At 56.6% G+C, this 17342-nt stretch carries 18 protein-coding genes; 8 read left to right on the top strand and 10 right to left on the bottom strand.

All coding sequences use genetic code 11. The features are described 5' to 3' along the window. The first annotated feature begins 37 nt into the window (after positions 1-37). The 4 genes from QOT07_RS21485 to QOT07_RS21500 are packed head-to-tail and all read left to right on the top strand — an operon-like array spanning position 38 to position 4732. Positions 38-1408: a sucrose-specific PTS transporter subunit IIBC gene (locus QOT07_RS21485; RefSeq protein ID WP_099063325.1), complete on the top strand. Its 1371-nt coding sequence runs from the start codon at positions 38-40 to the stop codon at positions 1406-1408. After that, positions 1408-2817 (top strand): glycoside hydrolase family 32 protein, encoded by a 1410-nt coding sequence (locus QOT07_RS21490; RefSeq protein WP_283603891.1) that lies wholly within the window; start codon positions 1408-1410, stop codon positions 2815-2817. The genes QOT07_RS21485 and QOT07_RS21490 overlap by 1 nt, the downstream gene beginning before the upstream one ends. A gap of 21 nt (positions 2818-2838) precedes the next feature. Then, positions 2839-3882 carry a LacI family DNA-binding transcriptional regulator gene (locus QOT07_RS21495; RefSeq protein WP_099063323.1) on the top strand — a complete coding sequence of 348 codons (1044 nt, stop codon included), beginning with the start codon at positions 2839-2841 and terminating at the stop codon, positions 3880-3882. 31 nt (positions 3883-3913) lie between these two features. Continuing rightward, positions 3914-4732 (top strand): shikimate 5-dehydrogenase, encoded by an 819-nt coding sequence (locus QOT07_RS21500; protein ID WP_283603892.1) that lies wholly within the window; start codon positions 3914-3916, stop codon positions 4730-4732. 48 nt (positions 4733-4780) lie between these two features. Here QOT07_RS21500 and QOT07_RS21505 read toward each other — a convergent pair whose 3' ends face one another. The 4 genes from QOT07_RS21505 to exbB all read right to left on the bottom strand — a co-directional run bounded on the left by QOT07_RS21505 (position 4781) and on the right by exbB (position 6870). Beyond that, positions 4781-5074, bottom strand: a complete 294-nt coding sequence (locus tag QOT07_RS21505; RefSeq protein WP_207977470.1) for a type II toxin-antitoxin system RelE/ParE family toxin — start codon at positions 5072-5074, stop codon at positions 4781-4783. Then, positions 5074-5334, bottom strand: a complete 261-nt coding sequence (locus QOT07_RS21510; RefSeq protein ID WP_099063320.1) for a type II toxin-antitoxin system ParD family antitoxin — start codon at positions 5332-5334, stop codon at positions 5074-5076. Before QOT07_RS21510 ends, QOT07_RS21505 begins: the two co-directional genes overlap by 1 nt. 138 nt (positions 5335-5472) lie before the next feature. After that, on the bottom strand, positions 5473-5895 hold the full coding sequence (gene exbD, locus QOT07_RS21515) for a TonB system transport protein ExbD (RefSeq protein ID WP_085119216.1): 423 nt from the start codon (positions 5893-5895) through the stop codon (positions 5473-5475). 3 nt (positions 5896-5898) lie between these two features. Further along, on the bottom strand, positions 5899-6870 hold the full coding sequence (gene exbB / locus QOT07_RS21520) for a tol-pal system-associated acyl-CoA thioesterase (protein WP_207977469.1): 972 nt from the start codon (positions 6868-6870) through the stop codon (positions 5899-5901). 457 nt (positions 6871-7327) lie between these two features. Between exbB and metC the strand changes: the two genes are divergently transcribed. Together metC and QOT07_RS21530 are read left to right on the top strand one after the other, a co-directional pair. Next, on the top strand, positions 7328-8524 hold the full coding sequence (metC, locus tag QOT07_RS21525; RefSeq protein ID WP_283603893.1) for a cystathionine beta-lyase: 1197 nt from the start codon (positions 7328-7330) through the stop codon (positions 8522-8524). A gap of 152 nt (positions 8525-8676) precedes the next feature. Then, positions 8677-9339 (top strand): DedA family protein, encoded by a 663-nt coding sequence (locus tag QOT07_RS21530; RefSeq protein WP_207977468.1) that lies wholly within the window; start codon positions 8677-8679, stop codon positions 9337-9339. Positions 9340-9397: 58 nt separating this feature from the next. Here the strand turns inward: QOT07_RS21530 and QOT07_RS21535 are convergent, their stop codons facing one another. Further along, complete coding sequence (locus QOT07_RS21535; RefSeq protein ID WP_099063314.1) at positions 9398-10315, bottom strand: AraC family transcriptional regulator; 918 nt, start codon at positions 10313-10315, stop codon at positions 9398-9400. Positions 10316-10507: 192 nt separating this feature from the next. Here QOT07_RS21535 and yqhD point away from each other — a divergent pair, with 192 nt between their 5' ends. Then, a complete protein-coding gene (gene yqhD / locus QOT07_RS21540) occupies positions 10508-11671 on the top strand; it encodes an alcohol dehydrogenase (RefSeq protein ID WP_099063313.1) in 1164 nt (387 codons plus the stop codon). A gap of 214 nt (positions 11672-11885) precedes the next feature. Beyond that, positions 11886-12710: a 2,5-didehydrogluconate reductase DkgA gene (gene dkgA / locus QOT07_RS21545; RefSeq protein WP_085119226.1), complete on the top strand. Its 825-nt coding sequence runs from the start codon at positions 11886-11888 to the stop codon at positions 12708-12710. 150 nt (positions 12711-12860) lie between these two features. On the opposite strand, the gene QOT07_RS21550 is transcribed toward dkgA, so the two are convergent. The 5 genes from QOT07_RS21550 to QOT07_RS21570 form a co-directional block, all read right to left on the bottom strand. Next, positions 12861-14264 carry a GH1 family beta-glucosidase gene (locus QOT07_RS21550; protein WP_283603894.1) on the bottom strand — a complete coding sequence of 468 codons (1404 nt, stop codon included), beginning with the start codon at positions 14262-14264 and terminating at the stop codon, positions 12861-12863. After that, positions 14261-14590 carry a PTS lactose/cellobiose transporter subunit IIA gene (locus tag QOT07_RS21555; protein WP_099063311.1) on the bottom strand — a complete coding sequence of 110 codons (330 nt, stop codon included), beginning with the start codon at positions 14588-14590 and terminating at the stop codon, positions 14261-14263. Before QOT07_RS21555 ends, QOT07_RS21550 begins: the two co-directional genes overlap by 4 nt. After that, positions 14587-15906 carry a PTS sugar transporter subunit IIC gene (locus tag QOT07_RS21560; protein ID WP_099063310.1) on the bottom strand — a complete coding sequence of 440 codons (1320 nt, stop codon included), beginning with the start codon at positions 15904-15906 and terminating at the stop codon, positions 14587-14589. The genes QOT07_RS21555 and QOT07_RS21560 overlap by 4 nt, the downstream gene beginning before the upstream one ends. Positions 15907-15992: 86 nt before the next feature. Beyond that, a complete protein-coding gene (locus QOT07_RS21565) occupies positions 15993-16304 on the bottom strand; it encodes a PTS sugar transporter subunit IIB (protein WP_085119233.1) in 312 nt (103 codons plus the stop codon). 146 nt (positions 16305-16450) lie between these two features. After that, complete coding sequence (locus QOT07_RS21570; protein ID WP_283603895.1) at positions 16451-17338, bottom strand: aldose 1-epimerase; 888 nt, start codon at positions 17336-17338, stop codon at positions 16451-16453. Positions 17339-17342 lie beyond the last annotated feature (4 nt).

Genomic DNA, 17342 nt, shown 5'->3' on the forward strand with positions numbered 1-17342 from the left:
CACTGCGGCGGCATTTTTATTTATAAAGGGAGTGAACATGGACATTACCGCAACCGCTAACGCGCTGTTGCCGCTGCTCGGCGGCAAAGAAAACATTGCCAGCGCCGCCCACTGTGCCACGCGTCTGCGCCTGGTGCTGCTGGATGACAGCAAGGTGGACAAGGTGGCAATCGGCAAGCTGGAGGGCGTGAAAGGCTGCTTCAGCAATGCCGGGCAAATCCAGGTAATTTTCGGCACCGGGCTGGTCAACAAGGTGCACGCAGAATTTATCAAGGCGGCCGGAGTCAACGAATCCAGCAAGTCCGAGGCCGCCGACATCGCGGCGAAGAAACTCAATCCGCTGCAACGTATTGCCCGCCTGCTGTCGAACATCTTTGTGCCGATCATCCCGGCTATCGTCGCCTCCGGCCTGTTGATGGGCCTGCTCGGCATGGTAAAAACCTACGGCTGGGCCGATGCCAACAGCGCCGTGTTTGTGATGCTGGATATGTTCAGCTCGGCGGCATTCATTATTTTACCGATCCTGATTGGCTTCACCGCCGCACGTGAGTTCGGCGGTAACCCCTATCTGGGCGCCACGCTCGGCGGCATCCTGACCCATCCAGCGCTGACCAATGCCTGGGGTGTCGCCAGCGGTTTCCACACCATGGATTTCTTTGGGTTGGAGATCGCCATGATCGGCTATCAGGGCACGGTGTTCCCGGTGCTGCTGACCGTGTGGTTTATGAGCGTGTTGGAAAAACAGCTGCGCAAAGTGATCCCCAACTCGCTGGATCTGATCCTGACCCCCTTCCTGACGGTCGTGATCTCCGGCTTCGTCGCCATGCTGTTTATCGGCCCAGCCGGCCGCGCGCTGGGTGACGGTATCTCACTGGTGCTCAGCACGCTGATCGCCCACGCCGGTTGGTTTGCCGGCTTGCTGTTCGGCGGGCTGTATTCCGCCATCGTCATCACCGGTATCCACCACAGCTTCCACGCCGTCGAGGCCGGGCTGCTCGGCAACCCGAATATCGGCGTTAACTTCCTGCTGCCGATCTGGTCGATGGCCAATATCGCTCAGGGCGGTGCCTGTCTGGCGGTGTATTTCAAAACCCGCGATGCCAAGATCAAAGCCATTGCGGTACCTTCGGCCTTTTCCGCCATGCTCGGCATTACCGAAGCGGCATTGTTCGGCATCAACCTGCGCTTTGTGAAACCCTTCCTGGCGGCATTGGTGGGCGGCGCACTCGGGGGAGCCTGGGTGGTGGCCAATCATGTTGGCATGAATGCGGTCGGGCTGACGGCTATCCCAGGGATGGCGATTGTGCAGGCCAGCTCGCTGGTCAGCTATATCATTGGTCTGGTGATCGCCTTTGGCAGCGCCTTTATTCTCTCGTTGCTGCTGAAATACAAAACGGACAGTGAATAATGGAAGAACTGCAATTAATGAAACAGGCCGTTCAGGCGTTGATGAGCGGCATGCCACAGGCGCTGCACGATCCGCACCGGCCGGCGTGGCACCTGGCGCCCAGCGTCGGGTTGCTCAACGATCCCAATGGCTTTATTCAGCATAACGGCGTCTACCACCTGTTCTATCAGTGGAACCCGCTGGGTTGCGATCACCGCAACAAATGTTGGGGCCATTGGCAGTCGACGGATCTGGTCAACTGGCAGCATCAGCCGGTAGCCCTGGTACCGGGTGCCTGTTACGACAGCCACGGCTGTTACTCCGGCTCGGCGGTGGTGGCGGACGGAAAAATCATGCTGGCGTATACCGGCAACGTCAAATACCCCGACGGCTCCCGCACCGCCTACCAGTGTCTGGCGCAAGAAAATGCGCAAGGCGGCTATGACAAGCTCGGCCCGGTATTGCCGCTGCCACCGGGCTATAGCGGCCACGTGCGAGATCCAAAGGTTTGGCGTCATCAGGACCAGTGGTACATGGTGCTCGGCGCTCGTGACCTGCAAGACTGCGGCAAAGTGCTGCTGCTGCGCTCCGCCGATTTGCGCAACTGGCAGTTGCTGGGTGAGATTGCCGGTTCACGGCTGAACGGCATCGGTGATTTCGGCTATATGTGGGAGTGCCCGGACCTGTTTACGCTGGACGACGCCGAAGTGCTGATCTGCTGTCCACAAGGGCTGGCGGCGCAGGCCGAACGTTATCTCAACGTTTATCAGGCGGGCTATCTGACCGGCAAGCTGGATTATCAACAGGCCAGGTTCGAACATGGGGCCTTCCACGAGCTGGATCTCGGGTTCGAATTCTATGCGCCGCAAACCACCCTGGCCGAAGACGGTCGCCGGCTGTTGGTTGGCTGGATGGGCGTGCCGGAGCAAGACGAGGATTGTCACCCGACGTTGCAATACGGCTGGATCCACATCCTGACCTGCCCACGCGAATTGTCGCTGCATAACGGCAAGCTTTACCAACAACCGGCGCGCGAACTGCAACGGCTGCGGGATGAAGGCCGCCAATGGCAGGGCATCGCCGATGCTGCCCCTGTCTGGCCGGTTGACAGCGCGGAACTGCTGCTGACCCCCACGGGGGCATTTAGCGCTGACTTTGGCGGGGCAATGACGCTGGTCTGGGACGGTAACTTGCTGCAGTTGACGCGTAATAACCTGCGTAGCGGGCAGCCGGAGCACCGCTACTGGCGGGGCAACCTCAACCAACTGCAACTGCTGTTTGACCGTTCCAGCGTGGAGATTTTTATCAACCATGGCGAAGCGGTGATGAGCGCGCGCTACTTCCCTGGCCCGCAACCGCTGCTGCACCTGAGTGGCGAAGCTCCGCTGGCGCTCGAGCACTGGTCGCTGACGCCATGCATGCTAGAATGACGCATCCTTCGATGAATTCAGATGCCGTCAGTGAAAAAAAATAAACGCATAACCATCAGTGATATTGCCGCACTGGCTGGCGTGTCGAAATCGACCGCCAGCCTGGTGCTTAACGGCCGCAGCAAGGAATACCGGGTCTCCGACGACACCCGCGATCGTATCCTGGCGCTGGCCGGCGAGCACCACTACCAGCCTAGCTTCCACGCCCGTTCGCTGCGTTCTTCCCGCAGCCATACCCTGGGGTTGGTGGTGCCGGAAATGACTAACTACGGTTTTGCGGTAATTTCACGCGAGCTGGAAACCCTGTGCCGCGAGGCCGGTTTGCAGTTATTAATCGCCTGCACCGATGAAAACCCGGCGCAGGAAATGATGGCGGTAAACAGCCTGGTGCAGCGCCAGGTCGATGGCCTGATTGTCGCCTCCAGCCAGCTCAACGATGCGGAATACCAAAAGATTAATGCCAGTCTGCCGGTAGTGCAGATGGACCGGCTGATCATCGGCTCCGACCTGCCGCTGGTGATCACCGACTCACTGACCTCAACCGCCACACTGGTGGAAAACGTCGCGCGCCAGCATCCGGACGAATTCTATTTCCTTGGCGGCCAACCCCGCATCTCACCGACGCGCGATCGTCTGGCCGGTTTCCAGCTCGGTCTTGAACGCGCCGGGGTGGTCTGTAAACCGGAATGGATCATCAACGGTAATTATCACCCCAGTTCCGGCTACGAGATGTTCGCCCAACTCTGTGCACAACTGGGCCGACCGCCCAAGGCGCTGTTTACCGCCGCCTGCGGCCTGCTGGAAGGGGTACTGCGCTACCTGAATCAGCACCAGTTGATGGAAAGCGACCTGCATCTGTGCAGCTTTGACGATCACTACCTGTTCGACGGCCTGACGTTAAAAATCGACACCGTGGCGCAGGACTGCCGCGCCCTGGCCCAACACAGTTTCGACATGGTCAGCGCGCTGATTGACGAGCGGCCATTAGAGCAGAACGCGCTATATCTGCCGGGCAGCATCCACTGGCGTCACGCCGGTTCGAAGGCGTTGCTCGGTCAGCCTTAAGCTTTTCTTTTTCCCGGTTAAGGAGCTCATCATGAGCCGTGAGATTAATAAAGATACCCAACTCTGTATGTCGCTGGCCGGTCGCCCAGGTAACTTTGGCACCCGTTTCCACAACTATCTGTACCAGGAACTGGATCTCAACTTTATCTACAAGGCCTTCACCACCCAGGATATTCAGGCGGCGGTGGGCGGCGTGCGTGCGCTGGGCATTCGCGGCTGTGCGGTATCGATGCCGTTCAAAGAGAGCTGCATTCCTTTCCTCGACGAGTTGGATGCCTCCGCCACGGCGATTGAGTCGGTCAATACTATCGTCAATGATGAAGGTTTCCTGCGGGCTTATAACACCGATTATATCGCCATCGCCAAACTGCTGGCGCAGCATCAGATCCCGGTGGAAACCTCCTTTGCCCTGCGCGGCAGCGGCGGTATGGCGAAAGCGGTCACCGCCGCGCTGCGTGATGCCGGTTTCAAAAATGGCCATATCATCGCCCGTAATCCGCAGGCCGGTCAGGCGCTGGCCAATGCCTATGGTTATCAGTGGCTGGCAGAGGTCGGTGATTTAAGCGTGGATATGGTCATCAACGTGACGCCCATCGGTATGGCTGGGGGAACAGAAGCCGAGCAGTTGGCCTTTGCACCCGCGACTATTGCTGCGGCGAAAATCGTGTTTGACGTGGTGGCACTGCCAGCGGAAACCCCGCTGATCCGCAACGCGCGTGAGCAAGGCAAACGGGTGATTACCGGTGCAGAAGTGATTGCGCTGCAAGCGCTGGAACAGTTTGTGCTCTATACAGGCGTGCGCCCTACCGATGAGCAGATCGCCCGCGCTGCGGCACATGCCCGCGGCTGAATGATGCTGAACGTTGGGGGCTAAGCAGATGAGCCTGCCCTTAACGTTCTAACGATAAGCCAGCAACCGTAAAATATTTCTCGCCCCGTGGAATACACGTTCGATCCTGACATTGCGTTGTATCGCAGTGAAAACAATAAGATATTTACCATAGGCGCTAATCCTGACACCTGGACCAAGTTCAGGACGCTTTTGATAGGCTTCCGGTGACTCACCGATACGCTGGCATTGGTTGTATAGCTCAGAAATAAAACTCAGAGCACGGCTCGGATTATCTTGCGCAATATAATCGCCAATATTTTCAATATCACATACCGCTGCCGGCGATATTGTTAGCCCCATTAGTCACTTCCGTTATCTACCATCCGTTGGTATTTAGTCCGCAAACGCGTAAATGCCTCCTCCGCCGGGACCCCCTCACCACTTTCTATTCCCTGTGCAATAGCCACTCGCAGTTGTTCGATTTTCATCGCCCGTTCATGTTCTTCGAGCAGGCGCAGACCCGCCCGTATTACTTCGCTGACGTTGCCGTAACGCCCGCTGTCAATTTGCTCATGAACGAACTTCTCAAAATGAGGGCTTAAAGCAATGCTGGTTGGCATAGCCGACTCCGGAAAGTAGTGTTAATTACTATCTATTAGTATTTTCATTTGCCGAGGGCACGTCAAGCGTTTGTACGAAATTCAGGCAATAAAAAAGAGCGCCTGAGCGCCCTTCTTACCTTGGGTGATGTCAGCCCACTATTTGGCGGTGCCTTCCATCCCCACCAGCCCTACTTTCAGGTAACCGGCTTTACGCAGCGTATCCATCACGCTCATCAGCGTCTCGTAGTCCACGGTCTTGTCCGCCTGGAAGAAGATGGTGGTCTCTTTGTTGGCCTGAGTCCGCTGATCCAGCACCGACGTCAGTTGATCGGCGCTGACCGCCTGTTCGCCAACGTACAGCTGCTTGTCCGCTTTCACCGACAGGAACACCGGTTTTTCCGGGCGCGGCTGCGGTTTGGCAGAAGAAGCTGGGAGATCGACACGGATATCTACCGTTGCCAGCGGCGCGGCCACCATAAAGATAATCAACAGCACCAGCATGACGTCGATAAACGGCGTCACGTTGATTTCATGCAGTTCGCCGCTGTCGTCCAGATCTTCATTTAAGCGCATCGCCATAACTCACCCCACCCGCAGTTGGTGTGAATGCTGTGAACGTTTGGCTTCCGCGGTGGCGGCCAGATCCAAATCGCGGCCCAGCAGCAGCAGAACCTGCGCCGCTACGTCGCCAACCTGAGCACGATGACCGCTGATCACACGGGCGAAGATGTTATAAATCACCACCGCCGGGATCGCAGCAACCAGCCCCAGTGCGGTTGCCAGCAGCGCTTCTGCGATGCCGGGCGCAACCACCGCCAGGTTGGTGGTCTGCGAGTGGGCGATGCCGATGAAGCTGTTCATGATGCCCCAAACGGTACCGAACAGGCCGACAAACGGCGAGATGGCCCCGATGGTGGCCAGGAAGCCATTGCCCCGGCCCATGTTACGGCTGTAGCCCGCGACGCGACGCTCCAGACGGAAACCGGTACGTTCCTTGATGCCGTTGTTGTCGTTAGACTCCGCCGACAGCTCCAGTTCGTTCTGCGCATCGTTCAGCAAGACGGAACTGATGCTTTCATCCGAGAAGTTCTGTGCCAGCTCGGAGGCTTCATCCAGCGAGCGGACATTAGCCAACGCCAGCTGTTCGCGGCGCAGACGGCGCTTGGCGCGGAACAGTTCGCTGCCTTTGGAAAACAGGATGGTCCAGGTGACGATAGACGCCAGCACCAGGCCGATCATCACGATTTTCACCACGATGTCCGCATGCTGGTACATGCCCCAGACGGACAGATCCATTCCGCGGGTTTCCGGCGGCTGGATGGTCGGCTGTGGGTTCACCGGGGTGATATTTTCCGGGGCAGTTGCGGCAGGCGCAGAGGCCGCAGCAACGCTTTGAGTCACGGCCGGATTAGTCGCCGGAGCTGCCTGTGCGCTACCGGCCAGGCCCACCACCAACACCATTGAAGCGATCAGACCGCGGCCGAATGCCTGGCCCCATTGCGCCCGGCCCTGACCGAACGATCCTTGATTTAAATTCTTGCCAGCCGTTTTCACGCTGTGCCTCCACCCGTTACCGATCAAATTTGAGGAATAATTCAGCGTGCGATCATATCAAACCAATCAGGGATTGATAGTAGTTCTCATTATTATTTACCAAATAATCGGGAAAATTACGCTTCTGCCCCCGCAAAATGACCAGGGCAACCCAATCGCGGCCTGTTCGGGCCTATAAGCCCCTTTTATAAGGTTTTTCGTCACTTTTACCCCACAGAGATGTAACAAAATCAGGGTTTTTATCGCATTTTGTCGTCACATCGCAGGTTTGCCGATAAACCCACTTGGTTATCGCCGACAGGCAGAAGGATGGCGTGCTGAAGCGACGTCGGACAGAGGATTCCCCCCGCTTTTATATTTGGCAGTTAAAACGTCTGGATGGCTATCATATGTCATGCTAACGTAAGGGCTATCGCAAATACCCCGTGAAGACCAAGCCAAAGGTGAGCCCGCTCCTATGACGTCAAAAAACATCGAAACCACCCTGATCGGCGCAGGACGCAGCAAGCGCTATACCCGGGGTTCCGTCAATCCCGTCACCCAACGCGCTTCTTCACTGGTCTTTGATTCCGTGGCGGCCAAAAAGCACGCCACCGCCAAGCGGGCACATGGCGAACTGTTTTACGGGCGGCGCGGCACCCTGACCCACTTCGCGTTGCAGGATGCGATGGTGGAGTTGGAAGGCGGTGCCGGCTGTGTGCTTTATCCTTGCGGCGCGGCTGCGGTCTCCAACGCCATCCTGTCGTTTGTCAGCGCCGGCGATCATCTGCTGATGACCGGTTCGGTCTATGAGCCCACACAGGATTTTTGCACCCATATCCTGAACCGTATGAACGTGGCGACCACCTATTACGACCCGCTGATCGGCGCCGATATCGCCAGGCTTATTCAACCCAATACCCGCGTGGTGTTCCTTGAGTCACCCGGCTCGATCACCATGGAAGTTCAGGATATCCCGGCCATGGTGCAGGCCATTCGTGCCGTGGCACCGGAAGTGGTGATCATGATCGATAATACCTGGGCGGCCGGAGTGCTGTTCAAGGCGCTGGATTTCGACATCGATATTTCGATTCAGGCCGGTACCAAATACATTATCGGCCATTCCGATTACATGCTCGGCACCGCCGTAGCCAACTCACGCTGTTGGGATCAACTGCGCGAATACTCTTATTTGATGGGCCAGATGGTAGACGCCGATACCGCCTATATGGCCAGCCGCGGCCTGCGTACGCTGGGCGTCCGCCTGAAGCAGCACCAGCAGAGCAGTATCGAAGTCGCTAACTGGCTGGCCACACGGCCGGAGGTGGCGGTAGTCAATCACCCTGAGCTACCAAGTTGCAAGGGCCACGAGTTTTACCGCCGTGATTTCAGCGGCTGCAACGGCCTGTTCTCTTTCGTGTTGAAACAGCGTCTGAGTGATGTGCAATTGGCCGAGTATCTGGACAACTTCAGCCACTTCAGCATGGCCTATTCCTGGGGCGGCTATGAGTCGCTGATCCTGGCTAACCAGCCGGAGGAGCTGGAAGCGATCCGCCCGGCGGGGGGTATCGACTTCTCGGGTACCCTGGTGCGCCTGCATATCGGTCTGGAGAACGTGCAGGATTTGATCGCCGACCTCGCCGCCGGATTCGACCGTCTCGCCAACGCGCACTGACAGATTACCTGTTGCAGCGCAACTTTATTCGCCTCGTTTAATGTGTGCTTAAGCTAATAGCGGTACACTAGGCGGGTAACTGTCAGATACGGTCAACACCGCATCCTGGAGAATTTGGCTCCAGGCGCAACCGGCATGCAACAGGATATATAATGGATGTATTACGAGAGATTGTTCATGCGCTTTGGCAGCAGGACTTCATTGCCCTTGCCGATCCAAGCGTAATTTGGGTGGTTTATGCAGTACTTTTCACCACTCTATTTTTAGAAAACGGGTTACTGCCAGCCTCCTTCTTACCCGGCGACAGCCTGCTGCTGTTATCCGGCGCACTGATCGCCAAAGGCGTGATGGCCTTTGTGCCAACGCTGATCATTTTGACCGTCGCCGCCAGTCTTGGTTGCTGGCTGAGTTACCTGCAGGGGCGCTGGCTGGGCCACACCAATCTGGTCAAAGGCTGGCTGCTGCAATTGCCCGCCCAGTATCATCAACGCGCACACAATCTGTTTAACCGCCATGGCCTGATGGCACTGGTGATAGGCCGTTTTCTGGGCTTTGTCCGTACCCTGCTGCCGACCATGGCCGGCATCTCCGGTTTGAACAGTACCCGTTTCCAGCTATTTAACTGGCTGAGTGCCGTGGTTTGGGTGGGCTCGGTGGTCGGGCTTGGCTACGCTTTCAGCCAGATCCCTCTGGTAAAACGCTACGAAAGCCAGGTGATGACCGGGCTGATGATCCTGCCGTTGCTGCTGCTGTTGGTTGGTCTGCTGGGCGCCATGTTGGTTATCTGGCGCAAAAAACGCGCCACCTCTTCCTGATGCATTAAAGGGCGGCAGTCGTCGCCCCTACAACACTCTTCCCCTGCCAGGCTATAACCTAGCCCTCCATCATTAGTGGAGGATTGTCACGCAGTCGGGCCACTTCGTCGCTTGGCGTCACACCAAAGAAGCGTTTGAATTCACGACTGAACTGCGAAGCGCTCTCATAGCCGACGCGGATCGCTGCGGTGCTGGCCTTCAGGCCATCGTGCACCATCAGCAAACGCGCCTTATGCAACCGATAGGATTTCACATACTGCAATGGCGAGGTGTTGGTCACCGCCTTAAAGTTATGGTGAAACGCCGAAATGCTCATATTCACTTCACCCGCCAACTGCTCAACGTTGAGGCTGTCGGCATACTGGTTTTCGATGCGTCGCAGCGCCTTGGCGATTTGGCTGAAGTGGGTATGGCGATTAACCAGTTCCTGCAATGACGTCCCGCAGCTGCCCCGCAACACGTGGTACAAAATTTCGCGCACAATCTGCGGCCCCAGCACCCGCGCATCAAGCGGCTTGGCCATCACGTCCAGCAGGCGTTCGGTGGCGCACAGCAGCTCTTCCGACAGCTCGGCCAAATTGACCCCGCTACTCTCTTGGCGTGGTTTCATCAGGTAGTCGTCATCGCCGATGTCGATCAACAGATCCTGCAGCATCTGGCTATCGATATTCACCGACAGCCCCACCAGCGGCAGCTCGGGGCTGGCAAAGGTTTCGCATTCAAACGGCAGCGGTACCGTCATCAGCAGGTAGTTGCGCGGATCATACTGAAACACCCGGTTACCGCAGTAGCCTACCTTGTGTCCCTGGAAAATGATCACCACCCCCGGCTCGTACATCACCGGCTGACGCGGACAGTGGCGGTCAACATAGAGGATTTTCACCAGGGGGACTGGCGAGGGGGTATAACCGTTACTCTCGGCAAAACAGGCCGCCTGGCGCGCCATGCGGCTGCGCAGTTCATCGATTTCACTCATGGAAACACCCTCTTACACTAAGAACAATTCGGCATAAATAATAGTTTAAAACTCTTCTTTTCTACAACGCTTTGTAGAAATAGGCAAGACTCGGACAGGAATGTGCATTGTGCTGATGGACCAAGTTACTGACAATACACCTCAGATATTTTGCGCCGCCGGCGCTTGCCTTATGCAGAAGAGAAATTACCCATGCAAAACTTTATTCTTCATACCCCAACCAAAATCCTGTTCGGCCAAGACCAAATCGCCGGTCTGGCACAGCAGATCCCTGCCGACGCACGCATTCTGATCACCTACGGTGGCGGCAGCGTGAAGAAAAACGGCGTGCTGGATCAGGTTTATTCCGCACTGGCCGGTCGCAACGTGCAGGAGTTCTCTGGCATCGAGCCTAACCCAACCTACGAAACGCTGATGAAAGCGGTCGAGGTTGTCCGTGCAGAGAACATTGATTTCCTGCTGGCCGTCGGTGGCGGTTCAGTGGTTGATGGCACCAAGTTCATCGCCGCAGCGGCCCACTATCAGGCGGATAGCGATCCATGGCACATCCTGAAAACCGTCGGCAGCGAAATCAAAGGCGCCGTGCCGATGGGTTGTGTACTGACCCTGCCGGCCACCGGTTCTGAATCCAACAGCGGCGCGGTGATCACCCGTAAAAGCAGCGGCGACAAACAGCATTTCTTCTCGCCATTCGTTCAGCCACTGTTCGCCGTGCTGGATCCGGTAGTGACTTACTCGCTGCCGGCACGTCAGATCGCCAACGGCGTGGTCGATGCCTTTGTTCACACCATTGAGCAGTACCTGACCTATCCGGTCGATGCCAAGGTGCAGGACCGCTTTGCCGAAGGCCTGCTGCTGACGTTGCTGGAAGATGGCCCGCGTGCGCTGGCCGAACCGGAAAACTATGCGGTACGCGCCAACGTGATGTGGAGCGCCACCATGGCGTTGAACGGCCTGATCGGTGCCGGTGTGCCGCAGGACTGGGCAACCCATATGCTGGGCCACGAGTTGACTGCCATGCACGGTCTGGATCATGCTCAAACGCTGGCGATCGTCCTGCCGGCACTGCTGAACGAGAAAAAAGCACAAAAACGCGAAAAACTGCTGCAGTACGCCGAGCGCGTCTGGGGCCTGCGTGATGGCAGCGAAGACAGCCGCATTGACGGTGCTATTGCCGCCACCCGCGCCTTCTTCGAGCAAATGGGCGTTCCAACCCGTATGGCCGATTACCAGCTCGACGGCAGCTCGATCCCGGCACTGCTTGATAAGCTGCATCAGCACGGTATGACCGCACTGGGCGAGCATCAGGACATCACCCTGGAAGTCAGCCAACGCATTTATGAAGCGGCACGTTAATCGCAAATCTGCCATTTCCTGCTAGGCTTTAGTTTCTGTTTGTCTTTTCTATTCCTGCGCCCAACCGATCACCGGGCGCAGTCTCAAGCACTATTCCGACACTGCTGAAATTTGCTTAGCAAACTCAGCACCACCCTGGTTTGCCAACTAGAATTTATTGATAGCCGTTCCTGGTGCATGCAGCACCGGGCAATCCGTTGACAAGGAGATACGCATGACAACGCAACAACCCATCATCAAACTCCACGATGGTAATCTGATGCCGCAGTTGGGTCTCGGCGTTTGGCAGGCGAGTATTCCAGATACCACTCAGGCGGTGATTAAAGCGCTGGAAGTGGGTTATCGTTCGATCGATACCGCCGCGATCTACAAGAACGAGGAAGGCGTCGGTGCCGCGCTGCAATCTGCCTCGGTGCCGCGCGATGAGCTGTTTATCACCACCAAGCTGTGGAACGACGATCAGGGCGACCCACAGGCGGCCCTGGAAACCAGTCTGGAAAAACTCAAGCTGGACTACGTCGATCTGTATCTTATCCACTGGCCGAAACCGCAGCAGGATCAATACGTGGACGCCTGGCGCGGGCTGATTAAGCTGCGCGAACAGGGGCTGGTCAAGAGTATCGGGGTCTGCAATTTCCACACCCCGCATTTGCAGCGCCTGCTGGATGAAACCAATGTCGCACCGGTGATTAACCAGATTGAGCTGCATCCGTTACTGCAACAGCGCCAGTTGCGCGCCTGGAACGCGACGCACCACATCGCTACCGAATCCTGGAGCCCACTGGCACAGGGCGGTGAAGGGGTATTCGATCAGCCGCTGATCAAACACCTGGCGGAAAAATACGAGAAAACCCCGGCGCAAATCGTGGTGCGTTGGCATCTGGACAGCGGCCTGATCGTGATCCCGAAATCGATCACGCCTTCACGCATTCGTGAAAACTTTGAGGTGTTTGATTTCAAACTGGATAAGGACGAACTGAACGATATCGCCAAACTGGATATCGGCAACCGTCTGGGGCCGGATCCCGACTCACTGTAGTGTTACCCAGCCCTGTTGTTTAATGGTAGGGGCGCTGCATGCCGCGCCCGATAGCATAATCAAGGGGTTAAATCGGGTCGAACATGTTCGACCCCTACAGGTTTAGCTCTTACCAGCCCTCTCCTCTGGAGAGGGCTGTTTTATTCCCCGCTACAACTGCTCGCCATTGGTGGCGATCACCCGCTGATACCAGCCAAAACTTTGCTTCTTCTTGCGTGCAAAATTGTTGTCGTGATCGACGTACACAAAGCCGTACTGCTTTTGGTAGCCGTTGAGCCAGGAGAGCAGATCAATAAACGACCAGGGGTAGTAACCGCGCACATCAGCGCCCTGCTCGATCGCCGCGCCGATCGCCTGAATATGATCGCGCAGATAGTCAATGCGGGGTTGATCGCGCACTTCCCCCCCGACGATCGGATCCTTGGCACCCAGGCCGTTCTCGGTAATGTAGATCGGAATGTTGCCGTAGCGTTTGACGATGCGGCCAATGGCGTCGGTCAGCCCCTGCGGATAAACCTCCCAGTCCCAGTCGGTGTAGACACCGTTCGGGTTGCGCACCAGTTTAAACAGCCCCTTGAAACCCAATTCACGCCCGCTGCCCTTCTGGCCGCTGGTGTTGATGGCATAGCCCTCGACGTCGTCGTTGTGGGCCACCATTTCGCGCTTGTAGTAATTCAGGCCGATAAAATCGACGATATTGTCCTTCATCAACGCCTCATCTCCCGGCGCGAAATGCGGCACGCCAAAGGCCTGCTGCGCCATCGCCAGTAGCTCCGCCGGGTATTCGCCCTTCAGCACCGGATCGTACAGCCAGTGGGTGAAGATCCCCTCGGCGATCTCGCAGGCACGGCGATCCTCTGGTGAATCGCTGATCGGATCGTTCGGTTGCAGCACATTGACGAAGCCGATCTGACCGTTGATCTTCATTTCACGGAAGCTTTTCACCGCGCGGGCATTGGCCAGGAACACGTGATGACAAGCCTGAATGCCCTTTTTCGGATCGGTCAGCTTGGGCGGGTGCGCCCCGGTGAAATAGCCCATGCCGATAAACACAATGGTTTCGTTGAAGGTGGACCACAGCTCGACGCGATCGCCAAAACGCTGATAACACAGGCGAGCATATTCATCGAAGGCGTCGACGATCTCACGTGATTCCCAACCGCCAAACGCGTCCTGCAACGCCTGCGGCAGATCCCAGTGGTACAGGGTGATCATCGGCTTGATATTGTGCTTCAACAGTTCGTCGATCAGATCGCTATAGAATTGGATCCCGGCTTCATTCACCTCGCCCCGCCCCTGCGGCAACAGCCGTGGCCAGGAGATCGAAAACCGGTAGGTCTGCATCCCCAACTCGGCCATCAGCGCCACGTCCTCGCGGAAGCGATGGTAGTGATCGACCGCCACGTCGCCGTTGGTACCCTGATAAGTGGTGCCCGGCAGATGGGAGAACAGATCCCAGTTGGACAGGCCCTTGCCATCGGCATCAAAGCCGCCTTCAACCTGATAAGAGGCGGTCGCCGCGCCCCACAGGAAATCCTTCGGAAAAACGCTCATTGATTTTGCACCCCGTTCTGCTCCAGTAATCGGTAAATTCTCACCAGCTCCTCCACCAGATCGCGCGCCAGCATGGCGTTCATGATGTGGTCCTGCGCATGCACCATAATCAGGTTGACCGGCAGCTTACCTTCCCCCTCGTCAAAACCGATCAGCTCGGTCTGGGTGGCGTGAGCGCGCTTCGCCGCCAACTGCGATTCCGCCAGCAGAATATCTACCTGATCCCACTGATACTTTCGCGCCGCGTACAGCGCCTGCATGGCACAACTGCGCGCCTCACCGGCGTTGATGATCAATTCCATTACCGCCGTTTCCATGTCGATCATTCGGTGACTCCTTGTGTCTGTTCAATCTGATCCGCTTCGCTCACTTCCTGATCCAGTAACTGTTGCTCATAGACCTTAAAGAACGGGTAATAGATCAATGCCGATACCGCCGCCAACAGCAGCACCAGTAACGCGGCTCGGAAATCCCAACCGGTAGCCCAGGCGGCGCCAATCGGTGCCGGTGCGGTCCAGGGCACCACCGAGATCACCCGACCGATCAGATCCAGCTTCACTGCCGAATAGGCAATGATCGAATTGACGATCGGCGCAGTGATAAACGGGATAAAGAAGGTCGGGTTCATGACGATCGGCGTGCCGAAGATCACCGGTTCATTGATGTTGAAACAGCTCGGCACCAGGCTCAGCTTACCGATCGACCGCAGGTGCGCCGAACGGCTGCGCAGATAAAGCAGCACCAGCCCAAAGGTGGCGCCGGATCCGCCGATGACGATAAAGAAGGTCCAGAAAGCCTCCATAAAGATGTGCGGCATCGGGTGGCCAGCAGCCAACGCATCCTGATTGATGCCCAGATTGGTCAGCCAGAAAGCCTGCAGCATGCCAGAGACGATCACCGCGCCGTGAATACCGGCGAACCACAACAGGTGGCCGATCAACACCGCCAGCAAGATCGCCGGCAGCGAATCGGCCGCGGAAATCAGCGGCTGGAACAGCGCCATGATCGCCTGCGGCAACAGTAAATTAAACTGGTGCTGCACCAGCAGGCTGAGCGGGTACAGGGTGATCACTACCGCCAGGATCGGGATCAGCAGATCGAACGACTGTTTGATCTTGGCCGGTACCTGTTCTGGTAACGAGATACCAATATTGTGCAGTTTGAGAAAACGGATCAGTTCGGTGGTGTAGACCGCCACCAGAATGGCGGTAAAGATCCCCACGCCCCCCAGCGCGGCGGTCGGCAGCATCTTTTCGGTCTGTGGCGCGGCGACCAGTAAAAATGACATCAGCGCCAGCATCGCCGCCATAAAGGGATCGAGCTTATAGCTCTGCGCCAGGTTATAAGCGATGGCAGCAGTAATATAAATCGACATGATCCCCATGGTCATATTAAACGGGGTAAGAATCGCCACCTGATGTTTCTCTGCCGCCCCCAGCCACCATTGGGCTATTCCCCAACTGCTGTCGGCGGAAAAAGGCGGGTAGGCAAAGACCAATAAAAAGGAGCCGACAATCATAAATGGCATCGCGGAAATAAAGCCATCGCGGATCGCCATAATATGTCTCTGGGTCGAGAGCCTACCGGCAATCGGGCTGATACGGTTTTCAATAAAATTGAATGCGGCCTGGCTGATACTCATGGTTCAACCCTCGGGACGTTCTGAGTCAATGGTCACAGGGCGAGAAAGCCGGCGGCAACAGGCTGCAGCAGGCGGCCCTGCTGGGATCAGTGTTGTGCGATCATCGTTAAGGCTTCGGCGAGGATTTTATCGCCGCGCATCATGCCGTAATCCATACTGTTAATCACCGCGATCGGTTTATTTTCCCTGTCGGCGATCTTTTTAAAATCGGCCAGCTTATATTTAATCTGCGGTCCAAGCAGACAACATTGATAATTCGCCAGCGTGGTTTCAAACTCCTCAATACCCACGGCGATAATATCCACCTCAATACCCTGCTGTTCGGCAGCCTTCTTCATTTTATTGACGACCATGCTGGTCGACATTCCAGCGGCGCAGCATAAGAATATTTTTTTCATCCGTTCTCCTGTAGCCAATAAACGCAAATGGGTCAGTTGAGGAATGAGTATGGTTTCAAAAATGGAAAAACAGCAACCGGTTTCAGTAACCGGTTGCAGGGTTTAAACAGGTTCTGTGAAGGAGATCCGAATTTTAATTTTCGGACTTAACGCGCTGAATAACTGAGCAGCATGGCCTGGCTGAAGCTCTCACCTTTAGCCAGGCGGCGCAACCCACCCAGCCCCGCCATATTATGCGCATTGGCGGCGTGCGACATCGGTTCCAGGCAGAAGAATTCGAACTGATAACCCGGATCGAACGCCGGATCGGAGACAAACATAAAGTACACCGGGCAGGCAGGCTCGGTGCTCATTTGCAGTTGGCTACCCTGCTCCGGCCACTGGATCTTTGCCTCGCCATTCCAGCCGCCAAATCCGTTATTCACCCAGCGACGGGGGATCGCGGCCAGCCGGTTAAAGTCCATTTCCTCGCTAAGTGGCACCTGTTCGCCCGCCAGCCACTCTTCAGCCTCCAGCCAGTAGGCCTGAGCCGGTGCCTGCACCCGGGTATCCGGCGTTAACGGAAAATACGGGTGCCAACCTAACCCATAAGGCATCGGGCTTTCGCCACCATGCTCCACCCGCAGTTCGATTCTGAGTTGCTGCTGATCCAGGGTAAAACATTGCTCAACCCGGTACTGATAAGACCCTTCGGCATGCTGATAACTTAAACGAAGGAAATCGCTGCGCTGCTCAATGCACTGCCATTGCTGCAGCCAACCATCGCCGTGCAGGTAATGCCGATCCCAACTTGTATTGGGGCAAAGCGCATAGTCCCGTCCTTCGAAACTGAACCGATTTTGGTTGACCCGGTTGCCAAAGGGCACCAGCGGAAAGCAGCCCGATTGCAACGCCGGAGTGTCTTCACTCAGCGTTGCCGGCCGTAACAAAGGGATTTCCCCCTCTGGGCTATGTGCAGCCAGTTTCAGCACGCTGCCACCCAAGGATGAAACCACCAGCGTAAGACTGCCATTATCCAACCTGAACAAGGCCATATTG

The sequence above is a fragment of the Serratia proteamaculans genome (assembly GCF_949794035.1).
Classification (GTDB): domain Bacteria; phylum Pseudomonadota; class Gammaproteobacteria; order Enterobacterales; family Enterobacteriaceae; genus Serratia; species Serratia proteamaculans.